The sequence below is a fragment of the Caballeronia sp. Lep1P3 genome, from assembly GCF_022879595.1.
GTDB lineage: Bacteria > Pseudomonadota > Gammaproteobacteria > Burkholderiales > Burkholderiaceae > Caballeronia.
Genome location: NZ_CP084266.1, coordinates 73,280 through 94,044, shown reverse-complemented (window position 1 = coordinate 94,044; position 20,765 = coordinate 73,280). Strand labels below are relative to the sequence as shown.

The 20,765-nt window shown below is 65.1% G+C and carries 21 protein-coding genes; 4 read left to right on the top strand and 17 right to left on the bottom strand.

Annotation, left to right across the window (positions count from 1 at the left end; all coding sequences use genetic code 11):
• The first annotated feature begins 57 nt into the window (after positions 1 to 57).
• Positions 58 to 2,763, top strand: a complete 2,706-nt coding sequence (acnA, locus tag LDZ27_RS14965; protein ID WP_244816779.1) for an aconitate hydratase AcnA — start codon at positions 58 to 60, stop codon at positions 2,761 to 2,763.
• A gap of 101 nt (positions 2,764 to 2,864) precedes the next feature.
• Here acnA and LDZ27_RS14960 read toward each other — a convergent pair whose 3' ends face one another.
• Genes LDZ27_RS14960 through LDZ27_RS14950 form a run of 3 tightly spaced genes read right to left on the bottom strand, consistent with a single transcriptional unit; the run spans position 2,865 to position 4,837 of the window.
• Positions 2,865 to 3,476: a hypothetical protein gene (locus LDZ27_RS14960; protein WP_244816778.1), complete on the bottom strand. Its 612-nt coding sequence runs from the start codon at positions 3,474 to 3,476 to the stop codon at positions 2,865 to 2,867.
• Between the two features lie 52 nt (positions 3,477 to 3,528).
• The gene (locus LDZ27_RS14955) at positions 3,529 to 4,311 is read right to left on the bottom strand and encodes a molybdopterin-dependent oxidoreductase (RefSeq protein ID WP_244816777.1); all 783 of its coding nucleotides are present in this window, start codon (positions 4,309 to 4,311) and stop codon (positions 3,529 to 3,531) included.
• Positions 4,312 to 4,315: 4 nt separating this feature from the next.
• Positions 4,316 to 4,837, bottom strand: a complete 522-nt coding sequence (locus LDZ27_RS14950; RefSeq protein WP_370653451.1) for a cytochrome b/b6 domain-containing protein — start codon at positions 4,835 to 4,837, stop codon at positions 4,316 to 4,318.
• A 241-nt stretch (positions 4,838 to 5,078) separates the two neighbouring features.
• On the opposite strand from LDZ27_RS14950, the gene LDZ27_RS14945 reads away from it, so the two are divergent.
• Complete coding sequence (locus LDZ27_RS14945) at positions 5,079 to 5,750, top strand: heavy metal response regulator transcription factor (RefSeq protein WP_244817283.1); 672 nt, start codon at positions 5,079 to 5,081, stop codon at positions 5,748 to 5,750.
• Positions 5,747 to 7,147, top strand: coding sequence for a heavy metal sensor histidine kinase (locus LDZ27_RS14940; RefSeq protein ID WP_244816775.1), 1,401 nt, complete (start codon positions 5,747 to 5,749; stop codon positions 7,145 to 7,147). The genes LDZ27_RS14945 and LDZ27_RS14940 overlap by 4 nt, the downstream gene beginning before the upstream one ends.
• Positions 7,148 to 7,159: 12 nt before the next feature.
• Here LDZ27_RS14940 and LDZ27_RS14935 read toward each other — a convergent pair whose 3' ends face one another.
• From LDZ27_RS14935 to LDZ27_RS14875, 13 genes are all read right to left on the bottom strand, one after another.
• Positions 7,160 to 8,884 (bottom strand): FAD-dependent oxidoreductase, encoded by a 1,725-nt coding sequence (locus LDZ27_RS14935; protein WP_370653450.1) that lies wholly within the window; start codon positions 8,882 to 8,884, stop codon positions 7,160 to 7,162.
• Between the two features lie 62 nt (positions 8,885 to 8,946).
• Positions 8,947 to 10,038 carry a DedA family protein/thiosulfate sulfurtransferase GlpE gene (locus LDZ27_RS14930; RefSeq protein ID WP_370653449.1) on the bottom strand — a complete coding sequence of 364 codons (1,092 nt, stop codon included), beginning with the start codon at positions 10,036 to 10,038 and terminating at the stop codon, positions 8,947 to 8,949.
• Positions 10,039 to 10,244: 206 nt separating this feature from the next.
• Positions 10,245 to 11,210 (bottom strand): D-erythronate dehydrogenase, encoded by a 966-nt coding sequence (gene denD / locus LDZ27_RS14925; RefSeq protein WP_244816772.1) that lies wholly within the window; start codon positions 11,208 to 11,210, stop codon positions 10,245 to 10,247.
• A gap of 20 nt (positions 11,211 to 11,230) precedes the next feature.
• Positions 11,231 to 12,019 carry a 2-oxo-tetronate isomerase gene (otnI, locus tag LDZ27_RS14920; protein ID WP_244816771.1) on the bottom strand — a complete coding sequence of 263 codons (789 nt, stop codon included), beginning with the start codon at positions 12,017 to 12,019 and terminating at the stop codon, positions 11,231 to 11,233.
• Between the two features lie 41 nt (positions 12,020 to 12,060).
• Entirely contained in the window at positions 12,061 to 12,702 is a 642-nt protein-coding gene (locus LDZ27_RS14915; protein ID WP_244816770.1) for an aldolase, read from the bottom strand.
• Complete coding sequence (otnK, locus tag LDZ27_RS14910; protein WP_370653425.1) at positions 12,702 to 13,997, bottom strand: 3-oxo-tetronate kinase; 1,296 nt, start codon at positions 13,995 to 13,997, stop codon at positions 12,702 to 12,704. The genes LDZ27_RS14915 and otnK overlap by 1 nt, the downstream gene beginning before the upstream one ends.
• Positions 13,994 to 14,887 carry an L-threonate dehydrogenase gene (gene ltnD / locus LDZ27_RS14905; RefSeq protein ID WP_244816769.1) on the bottom strand — a complete coding sequence of 298 codons (894 nt, stop codon included), beginning with the start codon at positions 14,885 to 14,887 and terminating at the stop codon, positions 13,994 to 13,996. The genes otnK and ltnD overlap by 4 nt, the downstream gene beginning before the upstream one ends.
• A 21-nt stretch (positions 14,888 to 14,908) precedes the next feature.
• Positions 14,909 to 15,613 (bottom strand): FadR/GntR family transcriptional regulator, encoded by a 705-nt coding sequence (locus LDZ27_RS14900; RefSeq protein ID WP_244817281.1) that lies wholly within the window; start codon positions 15,611 to 15,613, stop codon positions 14,909 to 14,911.
• A 90-nt stretch (positions 15,614 to 15,703) separates the two neighbouring features.
• The gene (locus LDZ27_RS14895; protein WP_244816768.1) at positions 15,704 to 16,042 is read right to left on the bottom strand and encodes a thioredoxin family protein; all 339 of its coding nucleotides are present in this window, start codon (positions 16,040 to 16,042) and stop codon (positions 15,704 to 15,706) included.
• Between the two features lie 58 nt (positions 16,043 to 16,100).
• Positions 16,101 to 16,628 carry a chromate transporter gene (locus tag LDZ27_RS14890; RefSeq protein ID WP_244816767.1) on the bottom strand — a complete coding sequence of 176 codons (528 nt, stop codon included), beginning with the start codon at positions 16,626 to 16,628 and terminating at the stop codon, positions 16,101 to 16,103.
• On the bottom strand, positions 16,625 to 17,173 hold the full coding sequence (locus LDZ27_RS14885) for a chromate transporter (protein ID WP_244816766.1): 549 nt from the start codon (positions 17,171 to 17,173) through the stop codon (positions 16,625 to 16,627). Before LDZ27_RS14885 ends, LDZ27_RS14890 begins: the two co-directional genes overlap by 4 nt.
• Positions 17,174 to 17,246: 73 nt before the next feature.
• A complete protein-coding gene (panE, locus tag LDZ27_RS14880; RefSeq protein WP_244816765.1) occupies positions 17,247 to 18,182 on the bottom strand; it encodes a 2-dehydropantoate 2-reductase in 936 nt (311 codons plus the stop codon).
• Positions 18,183 to 18,217: 35 nt separating this feature from the next.
• Positions 18,218 to 18,559 carry a hypothetical protein gene (locus LDZ27_RS14875; RefSeq protein ID WP_244816764.1) on the bottom strand — a complete coding sequence of 114 codons (342 nt, stop codon included), beginning with the start codon at positions 18,557 to 18,559 and terminating at the stop codon, positions 18,218 to 18,220.
• A gap of 251 nt (positions 18,560 to 18,810) precedes the next feature.
• Between LDZ27_RS14875 and gndA the strand changes: the two genes are divergently transcribed.
• Positions 18,811 to 20,217: an NADP-dependent phosphogluconate dehydrogenase gene (gene gndA / locus LDZ27_RS14870; protein ID WP_244816763.1), complete on the top strand. Its 1,407-nt coding sequence runs from the start codon at positions 18,811 to 18,813 to the stop codon at positions 20,215 to 20,217.
• Positions 20,218 to 20,264: 47 nt separating this feature from the next.
• Here gndA and LDZ27_RS14865 read toward each other — a convergent pair whose 3' ends face one another.
• Positions 20,265 to 20,765 (bottom strand): DUF4411 family protein, encoded by a 501-nt coding sequence (locus LDZ27_RS14865; protein ID WP_244816762.1) that lies wholly within the window; start codon positions 20,763 to 20,765, stop codon positions 20,265 to 20,267.

Sequence of the window (20,765 nt, the reverse complement as noted above, 5' to 3'; positions counted from 1 at the left end):
GACTTACTGAAAACGTTGCATTGAAGTCTTTCCTCGTTTAGCCCAAGGAAAACAAACATGGCCCATAACCTCCACAGTACGCTCAAGGAATTCGACAGCGGTTCCGGCAAAGGCAAGTTCTACTCGCTGCCGCAACTCGGCAATGCGCTGAAGATCGATATCCAGCGCCTGCCGGTTTCGATCCGTCTCGTGCTCGAATCCGTCCTGCGCAATTACGACGAAAAGAAGATCAGCGAAGAGCACATCAAGCAACTCGCGAACTGGAAGCCGAACGCGCCGCGCGTCGATGAAATCCCGTTCGTCGTTGCCCGCGTGGTGCTGCAGGACTTCACCGGCGTGCCGCTGCTCGCCGACATCGCCGCAATGCGTGGCGTCGCGAAGCGCACCGGCAAGAACCCGAAGGCGATCGAGCCACTGGTGCCGGTCGATCTCGTCGTCGATCACTCGGTGCAGATCGACCACTTCCGCGAGCCGAACGCGCTCGACCTGAACATGAAGCTGGAATTTCAGCGCAATAACGAGCGCTACCAGTTCATGAAATGGGGCATGCAGGCGTTCGACACGTTCAAGGTCGTGCCGCCGGGTGTCGGCATCGTTCACCAGGTCAACCTCGAATATCTCGCGCGCGGCGTCCACAAGAAGGACGGCGTTTATTACCCGGACACGCTCGTCGGCACCGACTCGCACACGACGATGATCAACGGCATCGGCGTGGTCGGCTGGGGCGTGGGCGGCATCGAAGCCGAAGCGGGCATGCTCGGCCAGCCGGTCTACTTCCTCACGCCGGATGTCGTCGGCGTCGAGCTGAAGGGCAAGCTGCGCGAAGGCTGCACGGCAACGGACCTCGTGCTGACCATCACGGAAATGCTGCGCAAGGAGAAGGTCGTCGGCAAGTTCGTCGAGTTCTTCGGCGAAGGCACGGCGTCGATCGCGGTGCCGGATCGCGCGACCATCGGCAACATGGCGCCGGAATACGGCGCGACGATGGGCTTCTTCCCGGTCGACGAAAAAACCATCGACTACTTCAAGGGCACGGGCCGCACGGACGAAGAAATCGCCGCGTTCGAAAGCTACTTCAAGGCGCAGAACCTGTGGGGCGTGCCGAAGGCCGGCGACATCGACTATACGAAGACGCTCACGCTCGATCTCTCGACCGTCGCGCCGTCGCTGGCCGGTCCGAAGCGTCCGCAAGACCGCATCGAAATCGGCGACGTGAAGAGCACGTTCAGCGACCTGTTCTCGAAGCCGGTCGGCGAAAACGGTTTTGCGAAGAAGCCGGAAGAACTGCAAGCCTCGTACAAGACCGCTGACGGCATCGACGTGAAGAACGGCGACGTGCTGATCGCCGCGATCACCTCGTGCACGAACACGTCGAACCCGAGCGTGCTGCTCGCCGCCGGCCTGCTCGCGAAGAAGGCCGTCGAAGCGGGTCTGACGGTCGCGCCGCACATCAAGACGTCGCTCGCGCCGGGATCGCGCATCGTCACCGAATATCTGACGAAGACGGACCTGCTCCAGTACCTCGACAAGCTCGGCTTCACGCTCGCCGCCTACGGCTGCACGACGTGTATCGGCAACGCGGGCGACCTGACGCCGGAACTGAACGACGCCATCGTGAAGAACGATATCGTCGCGGCCGCCGTGCTGTCCGGCAACCGCAACTTCGAGGCGCGCATCCACCCGAACATCCGCGCGAACTTCCTGGCTTCGCCGCCGCTCGTCGTCGCTTACGCGATCGCGGGCAACATCACGCGCGACCTGATGACCGAGCCGGTCGGCAAGGGCACGGATGGCCGCGACGTCTATCTCGGCGACATCTGGCCGACGAGCGAAGAAGTGCACGCGCTGCTCAAGTTCGCGCTGGACGCCGACGCGTTCCGCAAGAACTATTCGCAGCTCACGAAGGAAGGCGACCTGTGGAGCAAGATCGCGGGCGAAACCGGTCAGGTCTATGACTGGCCGAAGTCCACGTACATTGCAGAGCCGCCGTTCTTCGGCGACGACTTCTCGATGAAGCCGGCCGATTCGATCCCCGCGGTGAAGGGTGCGCGCGCGCTCGGCATCTTCGGCGATTCCGTGACGACCGACCACATCAGCCCGGCGGGTTCCATCAAGGAAACGTCGCCGGCAGGCATCTGGCTGAAGGAAAACGGCGTGCAGAAGGCCGATTTCAACAGCTACGGCTCGCGTCGCGGCAATCACGACGTGATGATGCGCGGCACGTTCGCGAACGTGCGGATCAAGAACCTGATGATCCCGGCGAAGGCGGACGGCACGCGCGTCGAAGGCGGCCTGACGATCCACAAGCCGAGCGGCGAACAGCTCTCGATCTACGACGCCGCGATGAAGTACATCGACGAAGGCACGCAGACCGTGATCTTCGCGGGCGAAGAGTACGGCACGGGTTCGTCGCGCGACTGGGCGGCGAAAGGCACGCAATTGCTGGGCGTGAAGGCGGTCGTTGCGCGCAGCTTCGAGCGTATCCATCGCTCGAATCTCGTCGGCATGGGCGTGCTGCCGCTGCAATTCAAGGGCGCGGACAGTGTGCAATCGCTCAATATCACGGGCGATGAAACCTACGACATCGAAGGCCTCGGCGCGGACTTCAAGCCGCAACAGGAAGTCACGCTCGTGATCCATCGCAAGGATGGCAGCGATCAGCGCGTGCCGGTGCTGCTGCGCATCGATACGCCGATCGAAGTCGACTACTACAAGCACGGCGGGATTCTGCCGTTCGTGCTGCGCTCGCTGCTCGCGGCGTAAGCGCGTCTGTTTTGCAGGTGACCGCGCCCGAAAGGGCGCGGGAACATTGAACCCGGCCTTGGCCGGGTTTTTTTTCGCGCGTTACAGCGCCCGCCCGCGCGTCACATCGGCGGCGCAACGCCATCCTTCTCGACGACGATCCGCTGCGCGGCAAACTCCCCACCCGCCGGACTCGCCAGGACGAATACCTTCTTGCCCGGCTTCAAATCGTCATGCGAAGCCGGCGCGAACGTGACGACGGGCACGTTCTCCGGCACCGTCACCGAGTTCGATCCGCCCTTGTACGAGAGCTTGAGATCGCGGCCGCTCGTGCCCTGCACCACCTGATCGACGTTGGCGTTCGTCATCGAGCTTTGCGGACCGAGATCCCACGCGTAATGGCCTTCGCCGGTGCCGCGCGCCGCTTCCGGGAACACGAGGACTTCGGTTGCCGTGAGCTTGCCGTCGGTGCCGGCGGTCGCCGCCGTGCCGACGAATTCGCCCGGCTTGATGTCCTGCAGCCGGATGTTCTTGAGCGCGGTGACGGGCGTATCCGACTTCACCGCGATCTTGACCGTATCGCCGCTACGACGATGCACCGTCAACGTATCGCCCGACAGCGCGACGATATCGCCGCGAATGCGCGTGGGCTTGGCGGCGGGCGTGTCCGCGAAGGCGGCGCTCGTCAGTGCGAGCGCCGCGATGCTGACGCCGAGTTTCATGCGGATCGACATGCAATCTCCTTTGAGTGGAACGACAAAAAGCGCGTTTGAAACAGAAGCGTCCTCAGGAACCGCCGAACCAGTTGTAGCCCTGGTTCTCCCAATAGCCGCCGGGATAATCGTTCGTCACGGTGATCGCGACGATATGCTTCGGGTTCTTGTAGCCGAGCTTGGTCGGCATGCGCAGCTTCATCGGGAAGCCGTATTTCGGCGGCAGGATCTGGCCGTCGTAGGTGAGCGTGAGCAGCGTCTGCGCGTGCAGCGCGGTCGGCATGTCGATGCTCGTCGAATAGTTATCCGCGCAATGGAACGCAACGTACTTCGCGCTCGTATCCGCGCCCGCGCGCGCCAGAAAATGCGCGAAGCGCACGCCGCCCCATTTGCCGATCGCGCTCCATCCTTCGATGCAAATGTGCCGCGTAATCTGGCTTTCCTGCGGCATCGCGTGAAGCTCGTCGAGCGTCCACACGCGCTTGCCGTTGACGCGTCCGCCCACTTGCAGCCTGTATGCCGATGCATCGACTTCCGGCACTTCGTCGATGTCGTAGAACGCGTTGAACGGAAACGGCCGCGTAATCATCGACTCGGGATACGTCGGCGCGAGCGTGTTCGGATCGAAGAGCAGCGCCTGCGCGTCGTCGTTGAAGGACGATATCTTGCGCAGCATCGCGTTCACGGAATTGTCGTCGGTGATATTGCAGCCCGACAGCATCACGAGGCCACCCAGCGAAAGAATGCGCTTGCCGAACAAACGTCGCGCGGGCGCTTTCAGTTCCTTCGCGGCGTCCTTGATGATGGACTGCGCATCGAGCTTCGGGGCAGTCGGGTCTGATCGACGGATCGGCATGGCTTCAACGTCCTCTTATCATCAGCAGGAGCGAACGCGGCACGAGCGCGACCATCGCGACGTGCAGCGCCACGAACGCAACCAGAAAACTCATGCCGAAGAAATGCACGACGCGGGCATTGTCGTAGCCGCCCATGAGCGTGCGAAGCAACGGGAACTGCACGGACTTCCACACGACGAGGCCCGACAGCACGATCACGACGATATCGACGATCACCGCGAGATACGCTAGCTTCTGCACGGCGTTGTAATGCGCGAGGTCATCGTGGCCGAGCTTGCCGCGCAATGCGGCGAGCGCATCGCGTATCACGCTTTTGATGCTCAACGGAAACATGCGCTCGCGAAAGCGGCCGGTCGCAAGGTTCATCGCAACGTAGACGATGAAGTTGACGACGAGGAGCCACATCGCGGCGAAGTGCCATTGCAGCGCGCCGCCGAGCCAGCCGCCGAGCGTGATCGACGAAGGAAACGTGAAGCCCTTGAAGATCGGCGATGCGTCGTAGATTTGCCAGCCACTCGTCACCATGACGACGATGGCAAGCGCGTTGAGCCAGTGCGTGATGCGCAGCCATAGCGGCTGAAGCGTTCGTTGCTGCACGTCGGGCCTCGCGATGCGTTAGGGGGATAGGTTAGCGAGCATGAATCGCATGCTAGCGGCGCGGCGCTGATCCATCGATGACGACTCGATGACTTTTTTGTCATCATCGGCGAGGCGCGCGAAGACGCTGGCTAGAATGGCATCAACGTTAATGACGAAGCCCGCGCGCATGACCATCCTCGTGATCGAAGACGACCGCAAGACCGGCGACTACCTGAAAAAAGGGCTCATCGAGTCCGGCTATCAGGTCGATCTCGTGCGCAACGGCACGGACGGTCTGCATCAGGCGCTGGCGAACGCCTACGAACTGATCGTGCTCGACGTGATGCTGCCCGGCATCGACGGATGGCAAGTGATGGCCGCATTGCGCGCAAAGCGTGACTTGCCTGTCATTTTTCTCACGGCGCGTGACCACGTCTCCGACCGCATTCACGGCCTCGAACTCGGCGCGGACGATTACCTCGTCAAGCCGTTTTCGTTCACCGAACTCGTGCTGCGCATTCGCACGCTGCTGCGCCGCGGCGTGATGCGCGAATCCGATACCTTCCAGATTGCCGATCTGCATGTCGATGTTTTGCGCCGCAAGGTCACGCGCAAGGGCATCGACATCGTGCTCACGAACAAGGAATTCGCGCTGCTGCATCTCTTCTGCAAGCGTCAGGGCGAGGCGCTGTCGCGCACGCTCATCGCGTCCGAAGTGTGGGACATGAACTTCGATAGCGACACCAACGTGGTCGATGTCGCAGTCAAACGTCTGCGCGCGAAGATCGACAATCCGTTCGACGTGAAGCTCATTCACACGGTGCGCAGCATCGGCTATTCGTTCGGGGAAGACGCTTGAACCGGCCTTCGCGCTCGCTCGCGGTACGCATCGCGCTTTCGTTCGCGGCGATCGTCTGCGTGGTGGTCGGCATGGTCGGCGCGTCGCTTTATCAGGCGACGAATTCGGCGCTTTCCACGCGCGCCGACTATCAATTGATCGGCCGCGTCGAACACTTTCGCTCGCTGCTGCACGACCTTTACACGATCAACGAAATCGAAGCGCGCCCGAGGCTTTTCGAAACGATGCTCGGCGACCGGCAGGACGTGATTCTCTTTCGGCGCGCGGGCGCCGCGCCTTTCATCAACGTGAATCCCGAACGCATGCCGCTGCCGCCGCTCGATATCGTGCCGGTGAGCCGCGCGGTCGGACTGGACGATCTCTACGAAGGCACGCGCGCCGATGGCGTGCGCATGCGCTGGCTCGGGGCGCAGGCGCGCATCGGCGATAGCGGCGAAGTGGTCGAGATCATCGCGGCGCACGTGATGACGCAGGAAGCGCGCGTGCTCTCGGCGTATCTCGAACGCGTGTGGCTGACGGTCATCGGCGCGGTGCTGGTGACGATGCTGCTCGCGTACTGGGTCACGAGCCGCGGTCTCATGCCGCTCAAGCTGATGGCCGGCAAAGCCGCCGAAATCACGCCGAACCGCATGTCCGCGCGGCTCGACGTGGCGCACGCGCCGGCGGAATTGCAAAGCCTCGCCGCATCGTTCAACGCGATGCTCGATCGCCTGGAAAACGGCTACGAACGTCTGCTGCAATTCTCGGCGGATCTCGCGCACGAAGTCCGCACGCCGATCGGCGTGTTGATCGGCGAGACGCAAGTGACGCTCGCGCACGAGCGCAGCGTGGCGGAATACCGGAGCGTGCTCGAATCGAATCTGGAGGAACTGGAGCGGCTTGCGCGCATCGCCCAGAACATTCTGTTTCTCGCGCAGGCCGATGACGGGCAGCAGGACATCGAGCGCGAGCGGCTCGACATCCGGGAAGAACTCGAAACCATCGCGGCGTATTTCGAGGGCATCGCGGAAGAGCGTCGCATTGCGTTCGCCATCGACGCCAGCGGCGACATGCACGCGAACGCGATCATGTGCCGGCGCGCGATCGGCAACGTCGTCGTGAATGCGGTGCGGTATGCGACGGCGGGCACCGTCGTGCGTCTCGCGGGCCACGCGGATGCGGCGGGCGCGCGCATCGTCGTGGGAAATCGCGGCGCGCCGATCCGCGATGAAGAACTCGCGCGGCTCTTCGACCGCTTCTATCGCGGCGACGCGGCGCGCAGCCAGTGGACGGAATCGAGCGGGCTCGGGCTTTCCATCGTTCAGGCGATCATGCGCATGCACGGCGGCAGCGCCTCGGCTGCATGCACGCCGGACGGGTGGATCGAATTCACGCTGCGCTTTCCGGCGCGCGTGTAAGTCAACAGGCAGTCAAGTCTGCGCGACGCCCATCGCCTCGCGTTGCGCGAGCAGCGCGTGAATCTGCGCGACGACCGCCGCGCCCTCGCCCACCGCCGCCGCGACGCGCTTCGTCGAACTGGACCGCACGTCGCCGATGGCGAACACGCCCGGCACGCTCGTCTCCAGTCCCATCACGCCCTGCGTGCGTCCGCCATGCGCCTCGGGGCCGGTCAGCACGAAGCCCTTTCCATCGACGTTCACGCTGCAATCGCGCAACCAGTCCGTATTCGGGTCGGCGCCGGTGAAGAGAAACAGATGCCGCGATTCGAGCGTGAGCGGTCCATCCGGCGTCTTGCAGTGGATGGCGGTGAGCGCGCGGTCATCGCCTTCGAGCGACGTGATCTGCGTATGCGTGCGAACCGTCACGTTCGGCAACGAGCCGATGCGCTCGACCAGATAATGCGACATGCTCGCCGCCAGCCCGCCGCCGCGCACCAGCACATGAACGTGCTTAGCGTGCGTGGCGAGATACACGACGGCCTGTCCCGCCGAATTCCCGCCGCCGACCAGCACCACTTCCGCGTTCTTGCAGAGCTTCGCCTCGACCGGCGACGCCCAGTAGTACGTGCCGCGCCCTTCGTAGCGTTCCAGCCCTTCGATGGCCGGCCGCCGATACGCCGCGCCCGACGCGACCACGACCGTTCGCGTCGTCACGCGCGTGCCGTTTTCGAGTTCGATCTGAATCGGCGATGCCCCGCAGTGCAGCGCCTTGATGCGCGTCGGAATCGCGATATGCGCGCCGAACTTCTGCGCCTGCACGAACGCGCGCCCCGCGAGCGCCTGACCCGAGATGCCGGTCGGAAAGCCGAGATAGTTCTCGATGCGCGAACTCGCGCCCGCCTGTCCGCCCGGCGCGCGGCAATCGAACACGGCCACCGAAAGCCCTTCGGATGCCGCGTACACCGCCGTCGCGAGACCCGCCGGCCCCGCGCCGACGACAGCGACGTCATAAACATGCTCGGAATCGAATTCCGGCAGCCAGCCGAGCTGCGTCGCGACCTGATTCTCGTCGGGCGCGCGCAGCACGGTGCCATCCGGACAGATGACGAGCGGAAAATCCGCGGTCGATGCCGAAATGCGTTCGAGCAGCGCGATGGCGTCCGGGTCCGAGCAGGCGTCGATGACCGTGTGCGGATAGCCGTTGCGCCGCAGGAAGCCTTGCAGCGAAACGAGCCGGCCATCGTCGGACTGGCCGAGCAGCACCGGCCCGCTGCCCTTCTCGATCAGCCCGACGCGCCGCAAAATCAGCGCGCGCATGATGCGCTCGCCGAGTTCCGCCTCCGCGACGAGCAGCGCGCGCAACCGCTCCGGCGGCACCACGATGCCTTCGACATCCTCGGCCGCCATGCCGTCGACGAGACACGGCTTGCCGGAAAGCTGCGCGACTTCGGCCATGAAATGCCCCGGCCCGTGTTCGCCGATGAGATGCGAACTGCCGAGCGCATCGCGCCGGGTGACGCGCACGCGCCCCTTCAGGATGATGACCATGCCGCGGCCCGCATCGCCCATGCGGAACATCCAGTCGCCCGCACGCCAGCGCGCCGCCGTCCCGAAGCGGCTCGTGCGCTTGATTTCGTCATCGGTCAGGCGCGGAAACATCTGATGCGCGCGCGTGTGCAGCGGCGAGAACGGCGCGCTGTCGCCATCGGGCGCGGGCGCGCCTTGCGCGGCGCTGGAATCGTCGGGCGGCGGCATGCCCGGACTCCACGCGACGACATCCGGCATCGGCTCGTTGTGCTTGCTGTCCGGCGCGGTGCTCATGCGCGATCTCCGTGAGGTACGTGCGGCAGGCCGGCCTCATGCAGCGACGCCGCAGCCGCCTGCTGCACGAGGGGCAGCGAACAGGTGGCCGCGAGCTGCTCCGCTTCCTCGGGCGTGGCCGCGACCAGTTCGCCGAACTCGGTCAGCTTCGCGACATCGAAGCCGGCGAGCCGCCAGGCGTCCAGTCCGCCGGTAAGGGGGAGCACGTCGTTGAAGCCCGCGTCGCGCAGGGTTTTCGCCATCCACGCCGCCGATACTTCGTTCGGACACGAGCAGTAAATGACGAGCTTGCGCGACTTGTCGTAGCCCTCGATGATCTTCTGCAGCTCGCGCTCGTCGGCGAAGACCGCGCCGGGAATGGCGAAGGGATCGAGCATGCGCTTCTCGGGCGAACGGATGTCGAAGATCACGGGCAGCGGCTCGCCGTGCATCAGCGCGTAGAGATCGTCCACGGTGATGCGCGCCTTCTCGAGCGTTGCCATCAGCGCGCGGCGACGCCACCAGCGATACGCCACGTAGATCGCGAGCAGCACGGCGACGACCATCACCGCCTGCCGCCCGAGCCGCGAGATCATCGCGAAGACCATCTCCAGCTCGGCCGCGAAGATCACGCCAACGGCCAGGCCGACCGCGCCCCAGAGCGCGATGCCCGCGCCGTCGTGCGCGACGAAGCTGCGCAGGCGCACGCCCATCGCGCCGGCGAGCGGCACCGACACGAGCGAAAGACCGGGGATGAACTTCGCGACGAGCAGAATCCGCACGCCCCAGCGACCGAAGAAGCGTTCGGTCTGCTTCACGCAGGTATCGCGCGACAAGGACAGCTTGCAGATGGTCTTGAGCGTGCGGTCGCCGTACTTGCGCCCGCCCTGGAACCAGACGAGATCGCCGATAACGCCGCCCGCCACCGCGACGCACAGCACGCCGACGAGCGGCGGCCAGAACGCCGCGCCGTTCACGGCCATCAGCGCGATGGACGCGCCGACGACGATCATCGTCGGCATCGCGGGCACGGGCAGCCCGAGCGCGGAGCCCATGACGTTGACGAAAACGATCGCCGGGCCGAAACGATCGACTAGCTGATGGAGCAGCATGGGAATCTCCCGCGTGCGCGACGGCATATTGACGTGGCGAGGCGCTTGCCGCGCGAGAGCGGCGGGATCAGGGAGAGACGGGCATCGAATGCCCAGGGTCCGCTGCGGCCTTCGTCACATTTAAGGGATGAGTGTAGCGCGGAAACGGAGATGTAAGCATGACACCGCGCAGCCCGCGCGGCGCCATGCGTGAGCGTCAGGCATCAGGCGCGCTGCTCGCTGATGTAGGCGCGGATGACGTCCGCGAACGACGCGTCGCCCGTGAGACCGAGTTGCTCGGCGCGCGACGTGTTCCACGCGCCCGGCCAGCTTTCGACGATCTTCCCGATGCGCTCGTCGCGCTGCCAGTCGATGCGCGCGACGGCTTCGTCGCCGGCCACTTCGCGCAGCGCCGCGACCATCTCGTTCACGCTCACCGACAAGCCCGGCAGATTCACGACCGGACGATTGCCGAGCGTCGCGCGGTCGAGTTCGCAGCCGGCGATCAGCGCATCGATCGCGCTTTGGGGCGACAGCAGCCAGAGCCGCGTTTCGCCGTCGACGGGACACGTCGAGCGTTCGCCGTTCAGCGGCTCGCGAATGATGCCGCTCGCGAACGACGACGCCGCCGCGTTCGGCTTGCCGGGACGCACGCTGATGGTCGGCAGCCGCAGCACGCGGCCATCGACGAAGCCGCGCCGCGCATAGTCGCAGAGCAGCAATTCGGCGATCGCCTTTTGCGTTCCATACGACGATTGCGGATTGAGCGCGGTGTCGTCCTGAACGACGTCGGGCAGCGTGCCGCCATAGACCGCGACCGAGCTCGTGAACACGACGCGCGGCGCGTGCCCCGCGCTGCGGCACGCTTCGAGCAGCGCGCGCGATGCATCGAGATTGATGCGCATGCCGAGATCGAAGTCGGCTTCCGCCTGGCCCGACACGATGGCCGCGAGATGGAAGATCGCCTGCGTGTCCGTATCGATCAGGCGGTCCAGCACCGCGCGATCCGAAATATCGCCGGTTTCGGCGCGCACGCGCGCGTCGGACAGGAGCGTCGCGTCGGCGGGACGCGCGACGTCGAGCAGCACGAGTTCCGTGACGGGCTGGCCGTCGAGCGTGCCGCGTTCGAGCAGGCGCTTCGCGAGCCGCTGACCGAGAAAGCCCGCGCCGCCGGTAATGAGAATTTTCATGTTCGATCGCTCCGCTTCGTTCAGAGATACGGCTTGAGCCAGCCGAGGCCGTCGGACGTCGCCGCTTTCGGCCGGTATTCGCAGCCGATCCATCCGTCGTAGCCGAGCGAGTCGATCAGATCGAAGAGATACGGATAGTTGAGTTCGCCGATATCCGGCTCGTTGCGATCCGGCACGCCCGCAATTTGGATGTGCCCGATGCCCGCGTTCGGCCGCTTCATGTCGCGCTTGAGCTTGACGGCGATATCGCCTTCGACGATCTGGCAGTGATAGATGTCGAACTGCACTTGCAGATTCGGCGCGCCGATTTCGTCGCAAATGGCTTGCGCTTCGTCCTGACGATTCAGGAAGAAGCCGGGAATATCGCGCGTGTTGATCGGCTCCAGCACGATGCCGACGCCCGCCGATTGCGCCGCCTTCGCCGCGTATTCCACGTTCTTCAGATACACCGCGCGATGCGCTTCGCGCGGCTGGTCCGGCGCGATCAGGCCCGCCATCACATGCAGCTTCTTATTGCCGAGAAGCGCCGTGTATTCGAGCGCCTTGTCGACGCTCTGGCGGAATTCGTCCTCGCGCCCCGGCAACGACGCGATGCCGCGCTCGCCCGCCGCCCAGTCGCCGGGCGGCGCGTTGAAGAGCGCCTGCGTGAGTCCGTTGTCCGCGAGCCGCGCCTTGATGTCGGCGGCGGGAAAGTCATACGGGAACAGGAATTCCACGGCCTCGAAGCCGTCCTTCGCGGCGGCGGCGAAGCGGTCGAGGAACGCGTGTTCGGTGTACATCATCGTCAGATTGGCGGCGAAGCGGGGCATCGCGAGTTCTCCTTGGGCGTGTTGTCGTTGCGGTCCGGCGGCTACCAGCGTGCGCCGAACAGCGTGCGCAATTCGTCGATGGCGGCGTCGGGCAAAGGCTCGGGGCGCGGCGTCGTCGAAAGATAGAGTTGCGCGGTTTCTTCCAGTTCTTCGAGCGCATACGACGCGTGCGAGACCGACTTCTCCCACACGACCGGCCCGAGCCGTTCCAGCAGCACGGCGCGCACGGTCGAGGCGAGCGCCGCGACTTCTTCGGCGACGGCGGGGTCTCCCGGCCTGCGATACGGAATCAGCGGCACATGGCCGACTTTCATCACGTAGTACGGCGTGATGGGCGGCAGCACGTCGCCGGCGCGCCAGACGCCCGCGAGCGTGAGCGCGACGAGATGCGTCGAATGCGTATGCACGACGCCGCGCGTCTGTCCGTTGTTTTCGTAGATGCGGCGATGCAGCGCGAGCGTCTTCGACGGCCGTCCGCCCGACACGTGATTGCCGTCGAAATCGACTTTCGCGATGTCGTTCGGATCGAGCCGGCCGAGACAGGCGTCGGTCGGCGTGATGAGCCAGCCGTCGTCGAGACGCGCGCTGATGTTGCCCGCGCTCCCGACCGTATAGCGGCGCTCGTACAGGCTCTTGCCCGTGATGCAGATTTCCTCGCGGATCAGCGTTTCGGTCGATGCCATCACAGTGCCTTCGGCGCGTTCAGTGCGTTCAGCGCTTTTTCGAAGAAATCCGTCGCGCCGAAATTGCCGGACTTGAGCGCGAGCGCGAGCGGTGCTTGTGTGTGGGTGTCGTCGTCCGCGCCGATGGATTGCGTCGCCGGCACGCCGGGATCGATCTGCGGCCCGATGCGCAAACTGCGCACGCCGAGCGCCTGCACCACAGCGCCCGATGTCTCGCCGCCCGCGACGACGAACTTCGTCACGCCGTGGTCGCGCAAGCGGCGCGCGATCGACGCGAGCGCGTCTTCGACGAGTTGCCCCGCGCGCTCCACGCCGAGTTCCTTTTGAACGGCTTTCACTTCGTCGGGCGATGTCGTCGCGTAGATGAGCGCGGTCTGATTGCGCGCGAATTCCACTGCTTCATCGACGACGGGTTCGCCGCGCGCGAGCGCCAGCGGGTCGATGCGCAAGCTCGGCTTCGATGCGCGCCATTGCGCGACCTGCGCATTCGTCGCTTTCGACGCGCTGCCCGCCAGCACGACCGCCTTTCCTTCGATGCCGGGCAAGTCGGCGGCGTGCTCCGCATGCGCGAGCAGACCCGTCGCGCGGAAGTTCTGCGGCAGGCCGAGCGCGATGCCCGAGCCGCCCGTAATCAGCGGAAGGTCGCGGCACGCCTCGCCGAGCGTGTGGAGATCGGCGTCGGAGATCGCGTCGGCAATCGCGAGACGCACGCCGTCGCGCTTCAGTTCGCCGATGCGCGCGCGAACCGCGTCCGCGCCCTTCGCGATCGCGTCGTAGCGAATCAGCCCGACCTTCGATTGCGTCTGACGCTGCAAGACGCGCACGAGGTTCGGGTCGGTCATCGGCGTGAGCGGGTGATGCTCCATGCCCGATTCGCTCAGCAGCACGTCGCCGACGAACAGATTGCCGCGAAAGATCGTGCGGCCGGTTTCGGGAAACGCGGAGCACGCGATGGTGAAGTCGCTTCCGAGCGCGTCGAGCAGCGCGTCCGCGACGGGGCCGATGTTGCCCTCGTCCGTCGAATCGAACGTCGAGCAGTACTTGAAGACGAACTGGCGGCAGCCTTGCGCGCGCAGCCATTGCAGTGCGTCGAGCGACTGGCGCACGGCGTCGGCGGCGGGAATGGTGCGCGATTTCAGCGCGACGACGATCGCGTCGGCTTCGATTCGCGCGTCGACCTCCGGCACGCCGATGGTCTGCACGGTGCGCATGCCGCCGCGCACGAGCATGTTCGCGAGATCGGTGGCGCCGGTGAAATCGTCCGCGATGCAGCCCAGCAATGCGTCCGCCATCATTTCGCTCCCTTCGGAATGTCGATGCCCGGAAAAATCCTGATGACCGCCGAATCGTCCTCGCCGCCGTGCCCGGCGGTGGACGCCATCATGAACATCTGATGCGCCGCAGCCGAAAGCGGCAGCGGAAATTTCGTCGCGCGCGCCGTGTCGAGCACGAGGCCCAGGTCTTTCACGAAGATGTCGACGGCGGAAAGCGGCGTGTAGTCGCCCGCGAGAATGTGCGGCACGCGGTTCTCGAACATCCACGAGTTGCCGGCGCTGTGCGTGATGACATCGTAGAGCGCGTCCGGATCGACGCCTTCGCGCAAGCCGAGCGCCATCGCCTCGGCCGCAGCCGCGATGTGCACGCCCGCGAGCAACTGATTGATGATCTTCACCTTCGAGCCCGCGCCGTGCGCGTCGCCGAGCCGGTAGACCTTGCCCGCGATCGCGGCCAGCACGTCTTCGCATGCGGCGTAGGCGTCGGCGGGGCCGGAGGTCATCATCGTCATTTCGCCGCTCGCCGCCTTCGCCGCGCCGCCGGACACGGGCGCATCGAGCATCAGCACGCCTTTTTCCGCGATGCGCGCGGCGAGCGACACCGCGAAATCCGGCGCGACGGTCGCGCACGCGAGCACGACGCCGCCGGGTTTCATCGCGTCGAGCGCGCCGTTTTCGCCGAAGAGCACGGCCTGCGTCTGCGCCGCATTGACGACGAGCGTCACGACGACATCGCACTTGCCGCCCAATTCCGCCGGCGACGCGCACGCGACGCCGCCTTCCGCGGCGAATGCATCGAGCGTTTCGCGGCGCACGTCGCAGGCATGGACGGCGAAGCCCGCGCGCAACAGCGAACGCGCGACGCCCATTCCCATTGCGCCCAGGCCGATGACTCCCACGTTTCTTGACATGGCGATTCCCTTCGAGTGAGGTTAGCGGATGCCGGCTTGCCCGAGACGGCGCGCGGCGTTATAGAGATGCGCTTGCGCCGCGTTGCGCGCCGCCGTGGGATCGCCCGCGCGGATCGCGTCCGCGATGGCGGCGTGCTCTTCGCGCACCTGCCGCGAGAAATCCTCGCGCAGCGCTTCGTTGCCGCGCGTGACGAGCGTGCCGGCTTCCAGATATTGGTTCAGAAAGGCGAGCGTCTTCAGGAAATACGGATTGCCCGTCGCGTTCGCGATCTCGCGATGAAACGCGACGTCTTCGGCCACGCCGTCGCGGCCTTCGCGCACGGCATCGCCGATGCGGGCGAGCGCGGCATCGATCGCGTCCATCTGCGCGCCGGTGCGATGCATCGCGGCTTCGGATGCAACTTCGGCTTCGATCGCCCGGCGCAGCGCGAGAATCTGCACGACCGCGCCCGGCTCGACGGCCTGCGCGTAGTCGATGCGCAGCGGCCGGATGCCCGCGCGCTCGACGATGAACACGCCGCTGCCCTGTCGCGGCTCGACCATGCCTTCGTTCTTGAGACGCGAGACGGCCTCGCGGATTACCGTGCGGCTCACGCCGAATTCCTGCGCGAGCACGGCTTCGCTCGGCAGCTTGCCGGTGGCGGCAAAGCTGCCGGCCTCGATCAGCTTCTGCAATTGCTGCGCGACCGTGTCGGAAAGCGCGCGAGGCGGGATTTTCTCGAACATGCGCGGCGGCGAGTCTTGTAAAGTCATCGGGTCATCATACAAGTTGACCGCGCCGCCGTCTCTCTGGCGATAACCCTTAGCGGCGCCCCGTCATTGGGCGAGCGGCTCGTCGATCAGCGCGAGCGCGTCGCGGATCTCCCCGACATCGCCGGGACGCACGAGCCGCGCGACTTCCTTGCCGCCGAGCATGAAAACGAGCGTCGGCCAGAGCTTCACGCGAAACGAGCGGCCGAGCGGCCGGCCGGGGCCATCCTCGATCTTGATGTGATGCACGTCGCGATGCGCCTGGAACGCCTGCGCGATGAGCGGCTGCGCGGCGCGGCAAAAGCCGCACCAGTCGGTGCCGAACTCGACGACGATCGGGCCGGTCATCGCGTCCACTTCGCTGCGTTCGGGCGCGGTCTTCGCGTATTCGGTGGTCATGGTCATGGCGCGTTCCTTTGTGTGTGCATCGGCTTGGGAGGAGCAGAAATCCTGCCCGCTTTCGTTATTGCCCGAAGCCAGTCAGTCCGATCAACGCGCCGCCCGCGAGCAGCCACAGCGGATGCAGCTTCGTCCGGTACGCGAGCGCCGCGACGACCGCCGTGATGCCCGCCAGCGCCGCCGTGCGGTCCGACGCCTCCGCGATCAGAAGCGCGCTCGCCGCGACCAGCCCGACCGTGATCGGCGCGAGTCCGAGCTGGATGTATCGCCGCCACGGACGGTCCTTGAAACGCTCCCACGCGTGCAGCGCGGCGATGGTCACGAGCGACGACGGCCCGAACTTCGCCAGCGACGTGACGAGCACGCCCGGCCATCCCGCGACGTGCCAGCCGATCAGCGTGACGACCATCATGTTCGGCCCCGGCGCGGCCTGCGCGAGCGCGAAGAGCGCGGAGAAATCCGCCTTCGTCATCCAGTGATGCACCTGCACGACTTGCCGCTGCATCTCCGGAAGAATCGTGTTGCCGCCGCCGAACGCGAGCAGCGACAACTGGCTGAAGATCGCGGCGAGCGAGTAGAGATCGTCTTTCATCGGCGCACCTTCCAGGCGATCAGCACGGAAACCGGCGTTAAGACGAGCATCGACGGGAGAAGCGGCGTGCGAAACAGCGCGATGGCCGCGAACATCACGAGCGCGACGACCGCCGCTTCCGGCTTCTTGCGCAGCGGCCACATGATCTTGACGGACATCGCGACGAGCAGCCCCGCCGCAGCCGCCGCCAGCCCCGCGAACAGATGCGCGACGCGCGGGTCCTGATGCGTGCGCTGATAGACGACGCCAAGCGCGATCACGATCAGCGACGGCCCGACGAGCAGCCCGAGCAGGCCCGCGAGCGCGCCCGGCACGCCGCGAAAACGCATGCCGAGCGCCACCGACAGGTTGATGACGTTGCCGCCCGGCAGAAACTGGCAGAGGCCGAGCAGATCGGTGAAGGCGTCGGCATCGAGCCACTTGCGGCGCTCGACGATTTCGCGGCGCGCAAGCGGCAGCGCGCCGCCGAACGCGGTGAGGCCGAGCGTCAGAAAGCCGGTGAAAATTTCGGCAACGGTCGGGCGGGGGGATGAGTCCTGTTGCATGGCGCGGGATCGAGGGCGAGGAAGCCGAGAGCGTACAGCGTGCGGCCGCGCGACAAAAGCGGCCTGTGCATCGTCACGCCTGCGCTTCGCGCGCGCGCCGCGCCTCGTATGCCTTCAGATGCGCATACGCGACTTTTAGCAGCGACGCGCCATCGAGCGGAGCGCGCTCGCGCGCGATTAGATCGCCGACGATGTGATCCGCCTCGATCGGCGCGCCGCTTTCCAGATCGCGCAACATCGACGCGGTCATGAGCGATTCGCTGTCCGTGAAGAACGAGCGGCCGCGCGCAACCGCCGCGTCGCTCAGCGCATAGCCGTTCTGCGCGGCGATGTTCAGGCATTCGCCGAAGAGACGCTGCAGCACGTCCGCGCCGCCGGGCGAAGCGAGAATGTCGCGAATCGGCGCGCGCATGAGGCATGTGCCCGTCGCGAGCGTCGCGAGAAACACCCACTTGTCCCACATCGACTGAAGGACGTTCTCGCTCACGGTCAAGTCGAAGCGGGCGTTGCCGAGTTGCGCGGCGATGGCGTCGATGCGCGCCGGACGGCCGCCCTTGCGATCGCCGAAGACCATCGCGTGCAGGTTGCTCATCTGCACGATGTCGCCGTCGCGGTTGAGCGTCGCGGCAATCGAGCATTGGCCGCCGAGCACGTTGTCGGGATCGAAGCGCGCGTCGAGCGCATCGAGATGCGCCATGCCGTTCAGAAGCGGCAGGATGGCCGTATCGGGACCGACGGCGGGCGCGAAGGAATCCATCGCGCCTTGCAGATCGTAGGCCTTGCAGCTCAGCACGACGAGGTCGAACGGCGCGCCGATGTCCTTCGCGAGCACGATGGGCGGGTCGTCGAACGTCAGATCGCCTTGCGGCGTTCGCACCTTGAGCCCGCCTTCGCGCAGCCGCGCCGCGCGACGCTCGCGCACGAGAAAGGTCACGTCCCTGCCCGCTTCGAGCAGCCGCGCGCCGAAATATCCGCCGATGGCCCCCGCGCCCACGATCAGAATCCGCATGCTTTATCTCCGTTGTATTGGCTTATGCCTGCCGGTCACGCCTGCCACACGCCATAGCCCGCTTCCCGCAGGCCGATGGCGAGTTCCACTTCCATGTCGCGTGCGCCGTCGTAAGGCATCGGGTTGTACATCTCGTAGAGATGCGGCAGAAGCCGCAGCCCGAAGTCCCGCACGTAGCGGTTCGACTGAATGCCGGCCTTGTGCTTGTCGAAACGCACGTCGGGATCGATGCCCGTCATTCCCACATACACGAACGGCTTGCCGAGCACATAGCCGGGATTCGCGCGACGAAAGCGCGCTTCGTTCCAGACCGCGTCCGCCAGTTCGACGACATACACCGAATAGTGATGCGCTCGCGAGCGCCTTGACACCGCCATCGTTCGTTCAATGCCATGCGGGACGTTCATTCTATGACGGCGCCGCCGCGCGCGCCCGGCCGGGGCCGCTGCCGGTTGCGCCTCAAAGTGGTAAATTCGGGCGGTCTCTCGCTCGCATCGGCCGGGCCGATCACTCGCCCGCCGAACATGAGACGACCTCTCAGCCGCGAGCGGCACAACCATCGACACGTTTTCATCCCGAAGCGCCCGCGCCACGAGCCGCGAGCGCTTCGGTCATTCGGAGATCAAGCATGAGCAAACAAGCTATCGGCGTAGTCGGCCTCGCCGTCATGGGCCGCAATCTGGCCTTGAACATCGAGAGCCGCGGACACGCCGTTTCGGTCTACAACCGCAGCCGCGCCAAAACCGACGAACTGATTGCCGAACAGCCCGACAAGAAGCTCGTGCCGACCTACACGCTCGAAGAGTTCGTGCAATCGCTCGAAAAGCCGCGCCGCATTCTGATGATGGTGAAGGCGGGCGCGGGCACCGACGAAACCATCGCCGCGCTGCGTCCGCTACTCGAAAAAGGCGACATTCTCATCGACGGCGGCAACACGCATTTCACCGACACCATCCGCCGCAATCAGGACCTCGCGAAGTCGGGCCTGCATTTCATCGGCACGGGCGTGTCGGGCGGCGAGGAAGGCGCGCTGAAAGGTCCGTCGATCATGCCGGGCGGACAGAAGGAAGCCTACGAGCTCGTCGCGCCGATCCTGCACGAAATCGCGGCGAAAGCGCCGGACGGCGAGCCGTGCGTCGCGTACATGGGACCGGACGGCGCGGGCCACTTCGTGAAGATGGTGCACAACGGCATCGAGTACGGCGACATGCAGTTGATCGCGGAGAGCTACGACGTGCTCAAGCGCGTCGCGGGCCTCTCGAACGAGGAACTGGGCAAGGTCTACGTCGAGTGGAATCAGGGCGAACTGGACAGCTATCTGATCGAGATCACGTCGAAGATTTTCTCGAAGAAGGACGATGAAACGGGCCACGATCTCGTCGATGTCATTCTGGATCGCGCGGCGCAAAAGGGTACCGGCAAGTGGACGAGCCAGAACGCGCTCGATCTCGGCGCGCCGCTGCCGCTGATTACCGAAGCCGTGTTTGCGCGCGTGCTGTCGTCGCTGAAGGATCAGCGCGTGGCGGCGAGCAAGGTGTTGTCCGGACCGTCGCCGAAGTTCGACGGCGATCGCGCGGCGTTCATCGAATCGGTGCGGCGTGCGTTGTATCTGAGCAAGATCGTGTCGTATGCGCAGGGCTTCGCGCAGTTGCGCGCGGCATCGGACGAATACAACTGGGACTTGCAGTACGGCCAGATCGCGAAGATTTTCCGGGCGGGCTGCATCATCCGTGCGCGCTTTCTGCAGAAAATTACCGACGCCTACGAGACGAACCCGGCGCTCGCGAATCTGCTGCTCGATCCGTACTTTAGCGACATCGCGGCGAACTATCAGGACGCATTGCGCGACGTGGTCGTCGCTGCGGTGAAGGCGGGGATTCCGGTGCCGGCGTTTTCATCGGCGATTGCGTACTTCGACGCGTATCGCTCGGAACGGCTGCCCGCGAATCTGGTTCAGGCGCAGCGCGATTTCTTCGGCGCGCATACGTTCGAGCGGACGGACAAGGCGGGGAGTTTTCACGCGAACTGGGCGTGATTGTTAGCGAGTAAGGCGAGGCGGCCGCCCCGCCTTACTCCCTATACTCAAGCCGCGCGCGCCCACCCAAACGAGATTCGCAGTTCACGCAACATCTCGAATGTGTCGCAGTTCTCCACACCGAAACTGCGGCACACGTTTGGAATTTTCACCTTAGTCGATTGCTCGCTGAATCGTTCGTGGGTTGCTAGCCTCCAGCCCATTGTCCGCGCCTTGGCAATGAGCCAGGGGTCTGCGCCAGCTAAGAACTGGTCTTTGTTGGGCCGAGAATATTGCTTCGCTGCTTCGATGTGCTTAATAATCTCAACAAATGAAGATTGAGTTGCGTCGTCTGTTACGTCGAGAAACCAGCTAGTGTCTTGTCGTGCTTTGATCCAGCGGGCAAGAGGGTCTGTCCTGCCAGCAAGCTCGTCAAATACTTCACTGATACTCGCGACCAGTCCCTTACGGTTCGCATCGTCGAGCCATTCCCAGAAACCTGGGCAAATATCGTTCGCATAATACCGATTCTGTGCTTCGATAAAAATATTACTGTCCAGCAGGTACAT

Excerpts from the sequence above, each read along its gene's own strand:
- LDZ27_RS14960 (WP_244816778.1), bottom strand. The coding sequence starts at position 3,476 with ATGTCGATCCGCATGAAACTCGGCGTCAGCATCGCGGCGCTCGCACTG.
- LDZ27_RS14955 (WP_244816777.1), bottom strand. The coding sequence starts at position 4,311 with ATGCCGATCCGTCGATCAGACCCGACTGCCCCGAAGCTCGATGCGCAG.
- LDZ27_RS14895 (WP_244816768.1), bottom strand. The coding sequence starts at position 16,042 with ATGACCATGACCACCGAATACGCGAAGACCGCGCCCGAACGCAGCGAA.
- ltnD (WP_244816769.1), bottom strand. The coding sequence starts at position 14,887 with ATGTCAAGAAACGTGGGAGTCATCGGCCTGGGCGCAATGGGAATGGGC.
- LDZ27_RS14915 (WP_244816770.1), bottom strand. The coding sequence starts at position 12,702 with ATGGCATCGACCGAAACGCTGATCCGCGAGGAAATCTGCATCACGGGC.
- panE (WP_244816765.1), bottom strand. The coding sequence starts at position 18,182 with ATGCGGATTCTGATCGTGGGCGCGGGGGCCATCGGCGGATATTTCGGC.
- LDZ27_RS14865 (WP_244816762.1), bottom strand. The coding sequence starts at position 20,765 with ATGTACCTGCTGGACAGTAATATTTTTATCGAAGCACAGAATCGGTAT.
- LDZ27_RS14950 (WP_370653451.1), bottom strand. The coding sequence starts at position 4,837 with ATGGTGACGAGTGGCTGGCAAATCTACGACGCATCGCCGATCTTCAAG.
- denD (WP_244816772.1), bottom strand. The coding sequence starts at position 11,210 with ATGAAAATTCTCATTACCGGCGGCGCGGGCTTTCTCGGTCAGCGGCTC.
- LDZ27_RS14890 (WP_244816767.1), bottom strand. The coding sequence starts at position 16,628 with ATGAAAGACGATCTCTACTCGCTCGCCGCGATCTTCAGCCAGTTGTCG.
- acnA (WP_244816779.1), top strand. The coding sequence starts at position 58 with ATGGCCCATAACCTCCACAGTACGCTCAAGGAATTCGACAGCGGTTCC.
- gndA (WP_244816763.1), top strand. The coding sequence starts at position 18,811 with ATGAGCAAACAAGCTATCGGCGTAGTCGGCCTCGCCGTCATGGGCCGC.
- otnK (WP_370653425.1), bottom strand. The coding sequence starts at position 13,997 with ATGATGGCGGACGCATTGCTGGGCTGCATCGCGGACGATTTCACCGGC.
- LDZ27_RS14875 (WP_244816764.1), bottom strand. The coding sequence starts at position 18,559 with ATGGCGGTGTCAAGGCGCTCGCGAGCGCATCACTATTCGGTGTATGTC.
- LDZ27_RS14945 (WP_244817283.1), top strand. The coding sequence starts at position 5,079 with ATGACCATCCTCGTGATCGAAGACGACCGCAAGACCGGCGACTACCTG.
- LDZ27_RS14885 (WP_244816766.1), bottom strand. The coding sequence starts at position 17,173 with ATGCAACAGGACTCATCCCCCCGCCCGACCGTTGCCGAAATTTTCACC.
- otnI (WP_244816771.1), bottom strand. The coding sequence starts at position 12,019 with ATGCCCCGCTTCGCCGCCAATCTGACGATGATGTACACCGAACACGCG.
- LDZ27_RS14900 (WP_244817281.1), bottom strand. The coding sequence starts at position 15,613 with ATGTTCGAGAAAATCCCGCCTCGCGCGCTTTCCGACACGGTCGCGCAG.
- LDZ27_RS14935 (WP_370653450.1), bottom strand. The coding sequence starts at position 8,884 with ATGCCGCCGCCCGACGATTCCAGCGCCGCGCAAGGCGCGCCCGCGCCC.